At 58.6% G+C, this 12,076-nt stretch carries 15 protein-coding genes; 5 read left to right on the plus strand and 10 right to left on the minus strand.

The features are described 5' to 3' along the window. Positions 1-141: 141 nt before the first annotated feature. Positions 142-624 carry a nuclear transport factor 2 family protein gene (locus J6497_RS28880; RefSeq protein WP_225707656.1) on the plus strand — a complete coding sequence of 161 codons (483 nt, stop codon included), beginning with the start codon at positions 142-144 and terminating at the stop codon, positions 622-624. A gap of 317 nt (positions 625-941) precedes the next feature. On the opposite strand, the gene J6497_RS28885 is transcribed toward J6497_RS28880, so the two are convergent. Next, positions 942-1,571: a TetR/AcrR family transcriptional regulator gene (locus J6497_RS28885; protein ID WP_225707657.1), complete on the minus strand. Its 630-nt coding sequence runs from the start codon at positions 1,569-1,571 to the stop codon at positions 942-944. Between the two features lie 75 nt (positions 1,572-1,646). Between J6497_RS28885 and J6497_RS28890 the strand changes: the two genes are divergently transcribed. The 3 genes from J6497_RS28890 (at position 1,647) to J6497_RS28900 (ending at position 4,339) form a co-directional block, all read left to right on the plus strand. Beyond that, the gene (locus tag J6497_RS28890) at positions 1,647-2,387 is read left to right on the plus strand and encodes an SDR family NAD(P)-dependent oxidoreductase (protein ID WP_225707658.1); all 741 of its coding nucleotides are present in this window, start codon (positions 1,647-1,649) and stop codon (positions 2,385-2,387) included. Then, the gene (locus tag J6497_RS28895) at positions 2,380-3,546 is read left to right on the plus strand and encodes an FAD-dependent oxidoreductase (RefSeq protein WP_225707659.1); all 1,167 of its coding nucleotides are present in this window, start codon (positions 2,380-2,382) and stop codon (positions 3,544-3,546) included. Before J6497_RS28890 ends, J6497_RS28895 begins: the two co-directional genes overlap by 8 nt. A gap of 583 nt (positions 3,547-4,129) precedes the next feature. Next, positions 4,130-4,339, plus strand: coding sequence for a MerR family transcriptional regulator (locus J6497_RS28900; protein ID WP_225707660.1), 210 nt, complete (start codon positions 4,130-4,132; stop codon positions 4,337-4,339). A 108-nt stretch (positions 4,340-4,447) separates the two neighbouring features. Here J6497_RS28900 and J6497_RS28905 read toward each other — a convergent pair whose 3' ends face one another. After that, positions 4,448-4,684 (minus strand): hypothetical protein, encoded by a 237-nt coding sequence (locus J6497_RS28905; protein WP_225707661.1) that lies wholly within the window; start codon positions 4,682-4,684, stop codon positions 4,448-4,450. 313 nt (positions 4,685-4,997) lie between these two features. Then, the gene (locus J6497_RS28910; protein ID WP_225707662.1) at positions 4,998-5,324 is read right to left on the minus strand and encodes a hypothetical protein; all 327 of its coding nucleotides are present in this window, start codon (positions 5,322-5,324) and stop codon (positions 4,998-5,000) included. A 270-nt stretch (positions 5,325-5,594) separates the two neighbouring features. On the opposite strand from J6497_RS28910, the gene J6497_RS28915 reads away from it, so the two are divergent. Continuing rightward, on the plus strand, positions 5,595-5,810 hold the full coding sequence (locus J6497_RS28915; RefSeq protein WP_225707742.1) for a hypothetical protein: 216 nt from the start codon (positions 5,595-5,597) through the stop codon (positions 5,808-5,810). A gap of 383 nt (positions 5,811-6,193) precedes the next feature. Here J6497_RS28915 and J6497_RS28920 read toward each other — a convergent pair whose 3' ends face one another. From J6497_RS28920 to J6497_RS28950, 7 genes are all read right to left on the minus strand, one after another. Beyond that, complete coding sequence (locus J6497_RS28920; protein WP_225707663.1) at positions 6,194-6,937, minus strand: SDR family NAD(P)-dependent oxidoreductase; 744 nt, start codon at positions 6,935-6,937, stop codon at positions 6,194-6,196. 12 nt (positions 6,938-6,949) lie between these two features. Continuing rightward, positions 6,950-7,585 (minus strand): 2-hydroxychromene-2-carboxylate isomerase, encoded by a 636-nt coding sequence (locus J6497_RS28925; RefSeq protein WP_225707664.1) that lies wholly within the window; start codon positions 7,583-7,585, stop codon positions 6,950-6,952. 21 nt (positions 7,586-7,606) lie between these two features. Beyond that, positions 7,607-9,496 carry an AMP-binding protein gene (locus J6497_RS28930; RefSeq protein WP_225707665.1) on the minus strand — a complete coding sequence of 630 codons (1,890 nt, stop codon included), beginning with the start codon at positions 9,494-9,496 and terminating at the stop codon, positions 7,607-7,609. 189 nt (positions 9,497-9,685) lie between these two features. Beyond that, the gene (locus J6497_RS28935; protein ID WP_225707666.1) at positions 9,686-10,186 is read right to left on the minus strand and encodes a nuclear transport factor 2 family protein; all 501 of its coding nucleotides are present in this window, start codon (positions 10,184-10,186) and stop codon (positions 9,686-9,688) included. A gap of 32 nt (positions 10,187-10,218) precedes the next feature. Continuing rightward, on the minus strand, positions 10,219-10,683 hold the full coding sequence (locus J6497_RS28940) for a cupin domain-containing protein (RefSeq protein WP_225707667.1): 465 nt from the start codon (positions 10,681-10,683) through the stop codon (positions 10,219-10,221). 35 nt (positions 10,684-10,718) lie between these two features. Then, positions 10,719-11,213, minus strand: a complete 495-nt coding sequence (locus tag J6497_RS28945) for a nuclear transport factor 2 family protein (protein ID WP_225707668.1) — start codon at positions 11,211-11,213, stop codon at positions 10,719-10,721. 75 nt (positions 11,214-11,288) lie between these two features. Continuing rightward, a complete protein-coding gene (locus tag J6497_RS28950) occupies positions 11,289-12,020 on the minus strand; it encodes an ATP-binding protein (RefSeq protein WP_225707669.1) in 732 nt (243 codons plus the stop codon). Between the last annotated feature and the right edge of the window lie 56 nt (positions 12,021-12,076).

Below are 12,076 nucleotides of genomic sequence, written 5' to 3' on the forward strand. Positions count from 1 at the left end.
TTGGGCGGCCCCGGCGGCCCAGGCCGCGAGCTTACGCTTACCTTTTGGTGCGTATGTCACTTTTACGTCTGTTCTAGTCATACAGAGCACTATGAGCCATATCTCGGGGGCAGAGCCAGATTTTCAATGCGAGGTGCCTTCATGGCCAAAGAAAGCTCAATTTGTCCCGAGGACATCGCGAGTATCATCGAAATCAGCCAAACGCTGTACCGGGGGTTTCGGTACACGGACGAGAAGAACTGGGACGCACGCGTCACTTACTTCACCGATGAGCTTACAATCGACTTTGGCGGTGTGAAGCCTTCGCAGACGATCGCAGCCTCTGCATTAATTGATTGGGCACGACTGGCATATGCACTGGTCGAAACACAGCACATGTCGTTCAATCTGGATGTACAATTAGACGGCGATCGAGCGACATCCTTTTCCTACGGTCACGCTCGCCATCAGCGGATCGACTCCGGGAACTTCTGGCATATTTATGCGCGATACGAACACGAATATGTCCGAACCGAGGACGGATGGAAGATTGCGCGGATCAAGATGACACCTGTCTTCCAGGAAGGCAATCCGAAGCTACTCGAAGAAAGCTTTGCCGTTGCGAGCGAGTCATGCGCGAGGTGATCCGCGTCACTTGCCGCCTACGGTCGGCGCAACAGCGTGAAACATTGACCGCACCAATAGCCACCCGCGATAAGAATCCGCTGAAGGAAATACAACATCGAGGGTGCCGGCAGCCCCGGTAATAAGCTTTCGGCGCGGAGAGATCGCAACAATCAACCATGGCTTCGGCTAGCATGGAAATGATTTGCAGTAACGGGCGAGCACGTCTGCATTCGTCCACCACTAAACCGTCGCATCTGCTGCTGACGGGACTAGTTTTCGCACCGGGCATCTAACAGTGAATTTCTCGTTACCGGGCTGCGTTCCGGGTCATCATGTCATAGCGCACCTTCTCGAGAACCGCCCGATAATGTGACGTCAAGCGCCTTCGTCAGCAAGCGCTGTAACACAGCCCAACGGGGCCGGCGTCCCTTGCGACCGGCTAGAGCAATCCTCACGAGGGCAAAACCTAGAATCTGCGCCGCTAGGATCACGGCCCGTTCATCCCGCTCTTTAAGGTCCATGGCTGCCGCGATCGGGCCGACAAAGTCCCGGTCGAGATAATCGGAGAGTATGGGCCCGGCTGCCGGACTACCGATCGAAGCTAGCAGCAAGCGCAAGGGATCGTAGCCGCGCCGCCATTCCGCACTGTCTAACGTTCCCATCAGCATTTCCACCGCCTGCTGGGGCAACGCGCTAATGCCGCCGGATAGAATATCGTCGGCATCGAAGGCGCTGGAGGCAATCTCCCGAAAGAGCCCCTCTTTCGAACCGAAGTAACGCATCACCAGTGCGGGGTCTACGCCGGCGTCGCCGGCGATCTCGCGAATACCCGCCCCTTCATAGCTGTTTTGAGAGAAACGAATTTTCGCAGCTTCCAGTATGCGGGCGCGCGAGGCTTCGGCGTCGCGTTTGGACGTTTCCTTGCGTCGCTTGCGCGGCGGAACAGACGATATTTTCGCATTCATGCGGCCATATATCAACGACCGTTGATTTACGCCAGCGCCCCTGCTAAGTCCACAACCGTTGACTTGAAGCGATGGATGAGACTTACGGGGACAAAAGCCGTCATCACCGGCGGTGGCAGCGGTATCGGTCTGGCTGCCGCAAAACTCTTTATTGAAGAAGGAGCAGACGTAGCGCTCCTGGGTCGCGGCCGAGCCCGGCTTGACAAGGCGGTGCAATGCCTTGGCGATCGCGCTCGGGCTTTCGTCGCCGACGTCGCACGCCCAGAAACTGTCGAGGCGACCATGCGCGAAATTGGCAGTCAGTTCGGAGGCGTAGATATCCTCTTCGCCAACGCAGGAGTTTCGCAAACGCCGCCATTAAATGAACTTACAGAGGCAGATTTTGACGCCTTGATCGGGATAAATCTCAAGGGCGTGGTCTTTGCCGTGCGGCATAGCCTGCCGTTGCTCAACGACAATGCGTCCATCATCCTGACCGGGTCCGTCGCAGCCTGTAAGGGACGCCCAGGCGACCCGCTCTACGCCGCAAGCAAAGGGGCCGTCCGCGCGTTTGGCCGCACCCTCGCCATGGACTCTCACGTCCTCGCCCGGCGCATTCGCGTAAACGTCATCACGCCTGGCGCGACGGCCACTCCACTCACCGAAGCAGCCACCGCTGACCCGCAAGTTAACGAGGCGATTGCCGCCATGATCCCGATGGCACGCTGGGGGGAGCCACGGGAAGTTGCCGAAGCCGCGCTATTCCTGGCCTCGGACGCCTCCTCATACATCACGGGAGCCGAGATCACGGTCGATGGGGGATGGGCCCATGCCTGAAGATAACGCGCACCTACCCACGCCTCACCTGTTGCGAGGCAAGAGAATCGCAATTGTGGGTGGCGGCCCGGCAGGGCTTACGCTTGCCCGGCTTTTGCAGATGAATGACGTGCGAGTGCATGTCTTCGAGCGTGACGTCGAGGCTCATGCGCGTTTGCAAGGCGGCAGTCTGGACCTTCACGAGAAAAGCGGGCAGCTCGCACTTGATCGATGCGGACTCACCGGACACTTCAGCACCGTTGCCCGTCCGGAAGGACAAGCAACCTGCGTTATCGACAAGCACGGCGTGCGACGCGCGGCATCGGCAGTCGACGATGAAGAGGAATCGAGGCCCGAGATTGATCGCGGTGCTCTCCGCGATCTCCTGCTCTCGTCGCTTGACGAAGACACGGTCATTTGGGGCAGCCCGCCCTGCGCCATCCTGCCAGAGGCTAACCGGCATCGTCTTGTCTTCGAACGCCGTCAGGCCGAGCTATTCGACCTAGTGATTGGCGCAGATGGATTGCGCTCGAAAGTGCGACCGCTCATCACACCGATCAAATCGTTCTACTCCGGCGTTACCTTTATCGAGACGCGCCTGTCAAATGTCGACGACCGACATCCCGAGATCGCGCGCTACGTAGGGCCCGGAAACGTCCTTGCCCTCGGAGACAACAAAGGTCTGCTCGCACAGCGGAACGGAGACGGCAGCATTCGCGTCTACATTTCACGCCGGATCCCCGAACACTGGATCCGCGACAACAAAATCGGCGTGGAAGGAGCCGCTCAAACCCGTGAGCGCTTGTTGGCGTGGTTCCCGGATTGGGCACCAGCACTCCTCGAGATGGTTCGACAATCCGAGGACCACTTCTTGCTATGGCCGCTCTATGCGTTTCCGCCCGACCAAACTTGGACAACCCGTCCAGGCCTCACCATTCTCGGCGACGCAGCCCATGTCATGCCGCCGTTTCTGGGCCAAGGCGCGAACATGGCGATGCTCGATGCCGTTGAGTTGACAGACCATCTTCTCGGCGGCCGCTTCCCGACCCTCACGGAAACCATCGAAGCATTCGAGAGGTCGATGCGCGCGCGCATGGCGCCATTGATCCGCGCGTCGCTCGAAACGCAAAATCTTCTGTTCGAGGAAGATGCGCCGAATGACTTGGTGGCAACGTTCTAGCTGCAGTTCTTGAATGCCGCGCCAACCTCGCACCACCCTCCCGCATCCGATTTGGCTAGCTAGGCCGGGCTGCTCGATCATCACGCCCGCGCCAGGACTGCCCCAGACTAAAAGCAAATTTTAGTCTGGGGAATTTTAGGCCGCTCTGGAAATCGATGACATATGAATGAGATAGATGGCGCGCCCGGAACGATTCGAACGTCCGACCCTCAGATTCGTAGTTTGAGTGGCGCTTGTACACCGGAAGTTGCTAACGGGGCCAAGTGGGCACGGGAACGGCAGGCTACGAGCTTGCAGCGCTTCCGGTCCGTCCGATTTGCACTCTACAGCGCGCAGGAGTTAGCGGCGGCATCAGAGAGCCTTTTGTTCGGCACCATCGGCGATATAGATCAACGAACCCCGGCGTTTGGGCTACGCGCAGATGGCGTCGAACAGATCAGCAGGAACCTGGTCAGCTACCACAAATGCAGCGCCTTCTTGGTAAGCCCGCGTCGACACCAAGGTCGCGCCATGGAAATGCCCATCTAGCTCAGCGGAGCTTGATCTGATTGTGTCGGAGATCATGGAAGCACATGCAGGAACCATGGTTGACAATGATAACAACAAGCGGCGCCGGCTCGTCGAGTTCAAGGACGGTTGCCGCTATGGCAAATTCGGAAAGACTAAGGCTTATGAGCTTATCGCCCATGACAGGATCAGGGCCTACAAGATGGGAGGCAAGACGATGATCGACCTCGACAGCGTGGACGAATATCACGCTTCGTTGCCGAGGGTCGAAACTAGAGCAAGCTAGGCCGCCGATCTGCGCAGCGAGACGGCGGGCGCACCGTGGCGCAGGCCGTCGAGGCGATCAGACGAATGCTGCATTAAACGCGCGCGTTCGGCCGATTAGGCCGCACGGTTATATGCCGCGGATCTCGCTTTTGTCGCCCTTGCCAAGCTGGCGCGGCACCGCCTCGTCGCGCCGCCGGCGTTTTTTCCCCGTGTTGTCGGCTTCCACTACATCGCCATTGAACGCGCCCTCCTCGTTGAACAGGGTCGACGCGGTCGAGCGAAAGCCGTGCGCGCAGTGGTCGCTGCCGGGGCCACTATCATGGCCCATGATCCGCAGCGCCTTGTTCAGTGTGTTGTCGGACATTGCATCGTCATTGGCGGTCCAGCAGATAGCGGATAGCGACGCGCGATCAGCGCTTGCGGCGTCGGTCTCGCGCCAAGCGCAACCGAGTCGCCCCACGAAGTCGCCCAACACGAGGCAAGTGTCTCGCTCGGCATCGTGGGGCGCCAGAAATGGCGTACGCATGACGAGACCCTTCCTTGGCCTAGCGATATCATGCCGGGGTCGATCCCGCCGGGATTTCGAGTCAGAGCCGGGTTCGATTCCGGTCTGGGCGTTGTGGGGACCGGAACGGCATGGGGCGAACCTACTGCCGCGAGCCTGCTGTTTATTTTTATCAGCTAATACCGCGCGTCAGCTTGCTGGTATTTCTGCTGGTATCGGCAGCAATTGACGGATAAAATGACCTTAAATTCAGATGGTTACGGGAATAGGCGACTGCCGGCCAGGGGCACCACGGAAAAAATACAAATAATAACAATAACTTAAGCCATTGGTCGATTCCGGTTTTCGCGAGAAAATCTTCGCGACGCATTGAAAACACACGTAAAAATTCACCGCGGCCGTCCGGTTTGCTGGCATTTTTGCTGGTATCGGGCGAACCAAACGTTCGCGGCGAATTTCGCCGATTCCGAACGAGGGGAATTGAGCAGATGGCCCGCAAGAACGATGGCTCGTGCGCTAATCCCAAGCACATCAGAACCGACGTCGACTGCCGCGCCGCCCGACCGTGTCGGCTACGTCAAGGATCGCTTCGGCATTGGGCCGATCGGATCAAGGATGCCGATCAAGCGCGGCAGGCAGGTCTGAGTCATCTAGCTTCTACTTGACTGATTCTGCGATGCGCGCCCGTGAGCTCCGGGTCTGTCTGGCTCGGCGAGTATTCAGAACAATTGCGGCGGATAGCGAGCCGTAAAGAAAGAAATCGTACCACTTGAATATAGTACCGAGTGAAGCGGCAGCTATCACGCGCTTCTCCTCTTTGGTCATGCGCCGTGACGGCGCGGCCGAAAACTCGCTTGCGATGGAAGACATCGCATTTCCTCCTAGAGTGTTGACGCTTTCTGCGTTGTTCTTCCGCGAGGGTATCCGTTTTGAACTTGATCAGATCGATGTTGAAGCGCCCGCCGGGGTACGCCGCGGCCGGTGACCGCCTCGGAGCGCCATGTGGGCGAGGTCGGGCAGGTCGCCGCATCGACGATCCAGTGGCGGCTGTCGGCACTACCGCACAACCGTGAAGCAGGACCAAGGATTCCGTCTTCAAGGCCAATGAATGATGCCAACCTTGAGCCGCCGCGGTGCCCACCAAGTGCTCCACCGTGGTGCTCCACCGTCATTTTCCGGCGTTTCGGGAAAACGCCTGATTTTGAAGGCCTTCTGCGCTGTCCAAAATCGATGGCGGAGAGAGTGTCAGTCAATCCCCATTGAAAGATAATGCATTTTTGGCCTTCTTGGGCCAAAACCCACCAATTAAGCTACAGCCTCGGGCCATCTTCGCTGCCCACGGCAAACGGCGCGCGTGCTGCTTTCGGATCACCACTTCTCGCCGAACGGGCGTATTTCCAGCTCAAAAGTCCAGGCGTCGCGCGGCTGCCGGTACAACTGCCAATAGGCCTCGGCGACCGCCGCCGGCCTCATCAATCGATTGGGATCAAGATTATCGAGCGCTTCCTGGCCTTCACGCTCGCGGATGCGTTCGCGGACCCATTGGGTATTGACGCCGGAATCAATGACGAGATGGGCGACATGGATGTTTTGGGGACCGAGTTCCCGAGCGGCCGCCTGAGCCACCGCCCGCAAACCGAATTTCGCGCTGGCAAAGGCGACATAGCCGCTGCCGCCGCGCAAGCTGGCTGTAGCACCTGTGAAAAATATATTCCCGCGGCCACGGGGTAGCATCAGACGAGCCGCCTCGCGCCCAGCCAGAAAGCCGGAATAGCATGCCATTTCCCAAACCTTGCGGAATACGCGCTCGGTGGTATCGAGCAAAGGGTAGTTGACATTGGCGCCGATGTTGAAAATGCATACTTCCAAAGGAGCGTGCGCATCCGCGTCTTGCAGGAAGGCTGTGATTTCCTCTTCCTTCCTGGCATCGAGAGAACGTGGGACAATTGTCCCGCCAGCTTTCTCTATGAGTTCGGCAAGCGGCGCTAACTTGTTGCCGCTCCGCCGGCCAGTGAAAATCGTGAAGCCTTCCGCGGCGAACTTCTTTGCAATTTCAGAACCGATGAAATCACCTGCGCCAATCACGGCGGCGGTAGCGTTTCTCTTCTCCAAGACGCTTCTCCTTCACGTTCCCGGTCTTAGATCCCCAGCGGCCTGCTGAGCCTTGATCTCCTCCTCGACATCGCGAAGCTGGTCCTTGCCAAAGAACATTTCCATGCCCACGAAGAATGTCGGGCAGCCGAACGCACCACGATCGACCGCGTTCTGGGTCAATTCCCTCAAGCGGTTCTTTACATCCTGATCGCCCGCCCGCGCCATCAGCCGGTCGGCGTCTAGCCCCGAAGAGATCAACGCTTCATGGACTATTTTCGGATCGTCCATCTTCTTTGGTTCTTTCCACATATGATGGAACGCAGCCCTGAGATACGGCTCAAACACGCCCTCGAATTGGGCCGCAACCGCGCCACGCATGAGCATCAGCGTGACAACCGGGAAAAAGGGATTAGGCTTGAACGTCGTAATGTTGTAGCGGCGGATGAAACGCTCCGTTTCAAGCGCCATGAACTCGGGCTTGTTTTTGATGCCCATGAGTGAATCCGCCGGCGAACTGTTGCCAGTAAGCTTGAAGATGCCACCGAGCAGCACCGGAACGTAGTCAAACTTCGCGCCAGTGCGCTGCTCAATCTGCGGGACGACCTTTCCGGCGAGATAGGCGTTCGGGCTGCCGAAGTCGAAAAGAAACTCAACTTTAGGGTCCACTCCAATTCCTCCGTTCCGTAGTTACGCAGCCCCGGAACTCGCTGCCATCGACGGTCGTGGACCGGGATGAAGGCGAATGATGTGCGGCGAATATCCTTCGCCGTAAAGCGCAGCCACAACCGTCGCGCGGTTCTGAAGAACCGCGCGTTGATTGATGTATGCCTTGTCGGTGATTTCACCCGCCGCCAATGACGGTGGCTCGGTCTGGATGGCGACAGCCGATATCCGCTCGCTCGTTCCCGCAGCAAGGTTATGTTCGTTCAAGACGTGACAGATGTATCCTGCAACGCCGGAGTCCGCGGCGAGGCTTTCGATGCTTGCGTCAGCTATCGAACTGGCGGCGTGCACTCTCGCACGGTCCGGATTGAGCCAAACTAGCGCGACGAGCCTATCGTGGCCCTCACCCGCAACGATCAGATCCTGCAGCACGCCGCCCATCCGGTTCAGGATGACTGCGCGAAGCTTGCCCGCGAGCACCCATGTGCCGTTGGCAATCTTGAAGTTCTCGGAGAGCCGGCCTGAAAATCTCAAGCCGCGGGACGGATCGGCGGGATCGATGAAAGTGACGGTATCGCCCGTCCGATAGAATCCCTCCTCGTCGAATGCTGCTGCAGACAGTTCCGGCATTCCGAGATAGCCGGGCATGACGTTCGGGCCGCGCACGCGGACCTCTAAGGCGTCCATCGCCGAAACCAGTTTAAGTTCGACACCTGGCGCCGGCAGACCGACCTCACCGGGACCTTCGCACGGACGATAGGAGATGCATATGGTCGGTGCAGTTTCCGTGCTGCCGTAGCCGGACATGATCGGAATGCGCTCGCCTCTGGCTTCGACCGCAAGCTCTTGAAGTTTCATCATCACGGGCGCCGAGATCGCCGCGCCGGCGAACACCATTCGCTCGAGACGATGAAAGAACATCCGTTTCAGAATGGGATCCTTGCCGAGGGCCACGCACAGCAGCGCGTAACCGGCCGGCACACTGTGATAAGAGGTGGGGTAGATGTCCTGTAAGTTGGCAATTGTCCGATGAAACGCATCGGGGGTCGGGCTCCCGTCGTCGATGTAGAGTGATCCGCCCTCCTTCAGGATTCCGTTGAGATTGACGTTGCAACCCAGGGTGTGATGCCATGGCAACCAATCCAACCGGACAGTCGGACCCGAGACTGGCATCACTTGACCAATCATCTGCAGCGCACTCAACATCATCCGATGGGTGTTGATCACACCTTTCGGAGATCCGGTGGATCCCGACGTGAACAGGATTCTTCCCACTGTATCCGGTCCGAGCGCTGCGAATGCCGCATCGAAGGCACTATCCGGCGTTGTATCGAAAAGCTCCGACAACGGAGTGACGTCAGCGACCGGCTCGAACGTCACCCATTCGGCCTGCCTAAAACCGGAAATGCTGCGGACCCGCAAATAGGGATCGGCCTTCTGCGCGAAGACGAACTGCGGCTTGAGAAACTTGGCGATCTCCTCGATACGGCTAAGACCACCCGGCAGAAGACTGTACCTCGGCGAAATCGGCGCCACTTGCAGACCGACCGACATTGCGCCGAACTGCATGACCGCGTTCTCGATGGAATTACCAGACAAGATGGCCAGCGTATCGCCAGGCACCCCGCCGCGATCTAGCAACGCCTGCCCCACCGATCGTACTCGAGACCAAAATTCCAGATAAGTGATCGGTTGCCACGCATGATCGTCGTTTCGTTGCGCGAGAAAATTGCGGTTCGGCGATACCGCCGCCCAGTGCGGGAGGAAGGAGCAAATCGTCCCGCTCGTTTCCCCGAGTTTGATCCAGGATCTCAGCACCATCGTGCCGTCTTCCCTCCTTGTCAGCTCGACATCGGTCGACGGCACAGGCATCGGACAATATGGCACCTTGGCGAGATAATCGGCAGAGGTCATCACGAACGTTCTCCTTTTTCCTTCGCAAACCAACTCGCGCAGCGTCGTACCGCGATGGCGGCATAGCGCAGACGGTCAAGCGTGAGACCCCAATCTCCCGCGGGTAAGCACGCCGATCGTCTGGAGCATTTGAGTAACAGGCAGCTGGCGCGGCAGCGTCGAGGTTGCCTGTATGAAGTATGTTCGCTATCAACTCCGGGCCGTACGCGGCAGATCCTCTGCCGCCAAGAAATGCGAAGCATCGCCTTGCAGGAGCTGACCCATCTCCGCGGAAAACCTCAAGGCTCCGCCCAGTGGCCTGTGATGGATCGCCAGGTGGGCGATCGCGCCAGCTTCATTGCGCGTAATGACTGTAACGCCGCTCATGCCGATGCCCCCGAAGGCGCGCGCCTCCCACTCAAGGTATTGGCGGCGTCCATCGACCGCTTGGTCCGTGAACTGCAGGCTCTCGTAAATTTTGCTCGCCGCCTCCATGACACGCTTAACGTTCTCGCGGCCGCTCACCGGCCAGTACATGCCGGCTGCTTCGAGAACCACGTCCTCGGCAAAGGCGGCGGCGAAGGCGCTCGCGCTTCGTTGCGCGAAAGCTGCCTTATAATCCGCCGCACTCCCGGCAGTGACTGGTGCCATGTCTTTGGTGACGTAATTGGCGTCTCGGCTCATCTCTCTGTCTCCTGATCTCTTCTTCATCAGCGGCGCCACGTCTCACGGGCCCACGGCGCCTATGCCTCGATCGGCGGTCCCACGATGAGGCAGCCATACCGCGCCGCCACCTCTTCAACCTTGCCGGCGGGAATATCGATCACCTCTTGGATCAATCTTTCGAAACCGCCCGGCGTAAAGACCGCCAGCAACCGGCCCGTGCTACCAGATAGGTTGCGCCAAGCATGCCGCGCTCCTTTAGGTATAGTGACGCTGGTGCCGGCCGTCGCGTCGAATAACTTGTTCTCGCAGGCGAACCTGTAAATTCCGGCAATGACCACAAAGTGCTCTTCCTCGTTTTGATGCAAGTGCAGGGGGACACCGCATCCCGGATCCGCGATCGATTCGACCACCGCGTATGCACCGTTGGTATCGAGACTTGATACACGCACCGCGATTCGTTCCCCGACGGCCGCGTCGTACCAAGTGACGCCATTCTCCTTGTGGGCGCGGCGGCCGCCATGCCGTTTCAGTGCGTCTTCCATGCGTCTTCTCCTTCGATCAGATGTCTCGCAGGAGGTTAGAGCACTGTAGCTTGGATGTCGTGAACCAGGGACGCACCTTCACTCGTACCAACGCGCACTGTACGATTACTAGGCGGAGCAATGTCCTTCGCATATGCGCAGGGCTGCGCGAAGTTCGGCCGAGAACGCGGTCTCAGGCCTTGCGGAAAGGTGTCGGTCGGATTGAAGACGACGCGCAGCGATTTTATTCGGCGGTCGCTGATCGTGAACCATCCGCAGCAGAATATTGGCGTATCTGATATCTTGCGGGCAGAGAGGTAGTATTGGCAGGCAACCTCGTCGCGTTCTACGAGGCACTTCACTATGACCTGTTGAGCGCCAAGGCGCGCCATGGCTTCGAGATACGCATCAGCCCCGTCGATTGGCGGGCCGAACATGCCAACAAAATGTAGATCATCCGCCAGGTACCTCCTCGCGCGTACCAGGTCGTGGGCGTTGAGCGCATCCGCGAGGCCAGTGACCAGGCTTCTTCCGAAGTCGTCTGTTCTCATTTCCGCTCTCCAAACCAGTCGATAGGCAAAGCCGCTCGCAACGCTGTGACGATTGCCCACGCTCTTTACATGTGGCTATTCTGGTCCCAATTCCTCAGTTCCAGACGCCTGCGACTGCAAGAGACGGCGCATTTTCTTCCGCTTCAACAGAACAAGCTGAGCCGCGCCGGCGGCGCGTTGCTCGCCCTCGGTCAATGGGAAGGTGAGAAGGAAGGAACATCCTTCGGATGCGCACGACGTATGAACGAGGCCGCCCAAACTGCTGACCAGTTCGCCGATGATCACTAGCCCACGACCGCGCCGGATCGGTTCAGGTGCCGAGCCATTGTCGGAGACCTTGCACTTTGCGATGCCGCCGGCGAGCCGCAACTCTACTCGCAATTGCGGATCTCTGACGCCGAATTGTGCATGTCGTGCCACGTTGGTTAGTAGCTCGGATACAATCAGTCCGAGCCTCCAGCAGCGTTCTCCTTCAAGCCGCAGATCATCCGCCGAAAACAAGACACGTATCGCCAAGCCCTCCAACCGGTATTTCGCGACGGAGAAGCAAAGCTCCTGGAGGTACTTCGCGGCATCGGTGAGGCGCCCTTGTTCCGGCATGCGCAGCGACCGATGAACGTCAGCGCAGCGATGCAGGAGGTCTACGACGTCAAGTAGCGCGGCCTTAACGGCCACGCTATCCGACTGCACCGCTTTGGCTGAAACCGCGGAAACGGCGCAAGTGAGCTCGTTCCTTATTCTGTGGTTTAACTCGCGAAGAAGCAATGGTCCGCCGTGGCTTGGTAAATGTTCAGTGTGCTTTGTCATTTCGTGCTCCACGATTGTTCTCTCTGACTGAAGCTTAGCGCCCGTTGTTTGATGCG

Origin of the sequence: Bradyrhizobium cenepequi, from assembly GCF_020329485.1 — a bacterium.
GTDB classification, from domain to species: Bacteria; Pseudomonadota; Alphaproteobacteria; order Rhizobiales; family Xanthobacteraceae; genus Bradyrhizobium; species Bradyrhizobium cenepequi.

Bases quoted from the DNA above. Each gene is read 5' to 3' on its own strand.
- J6497_RS28880 (WP_225707656.1), top strand. From the start codon at position 142: ATGGCCAAAGAAAGCTCAATTTGTCCCGAGGACATCGCGAGTATCATC.
- J6497_RS28885 (WP_225707657.1), bottom strand. From the start codon at position 1,571: ATGAATGCGAAAATATCGTCTGTTCCGCCGCGCAAGCGACGCAAGGAA.
- J6497_RS28890 (WP_225707658.1), top strand. From the start codon at position 1,647: ATGAGACTTACGGGGACAAAAGCCGTCATCACCGGCGGTGGCAGCGGT.
- J6497_RS28895 (WP_225707659.1), top strand. From the start codon at position 2,380: ATGCCTGAAGATAACGCGCACCTACCCACGCCTCACCTGTTGCGAGGC.
- J6497_RS28900 (WP_225707660.1), top strand. From the start codon at position 4,130: ATGGTTGACAATGATAACAACAAGCGGCGCCGGCTCGTCGAGTTCAAG.
- J6497_RS28905 (WP_225707661.1), bottom strand. From the start codon at position 4,684: ATGTCCGACAACACACTGAACAAGGCGCTGCGGATCATGGGCCATGAT.
- J6497_RS28930 (WP_225707665.1), bottom strand. From the start codon at position 9,496: ATGACCTCTGCCGATTATCTCGCCAAGGTGCCATATTGTCCGATGCCT.
- J6497_RS28935 (WP_225707666.1), bottom strand. From the start codon at position 10,186: ATGAAGAAGAGATCAGGAGACAGAGAGATGAGCCGAGACGCCAATTAC.
- J6497_RS28940 (WP_225707667.1), bottom strand. From the start codon at position 10,683: ATGGAAGACGCACTGAAACGGCATGGCGGCCGCCGCGCCCACAAGGAG.
- J6497_RS28945 (WP_225707668.1), bottom strand. From the start codon at position 11,213: ATGAGAACAGACGACTTCGGAAGAAGCCTGGTCACTGGCCTCGCGGAT.
- J6497_RS28950 (WP_225707669.1), bottom strand. From the start codon at position 12,020: ATGACAAAGCACACTGAACATTTACCAAGCCACGGCGGACCATTGCTT.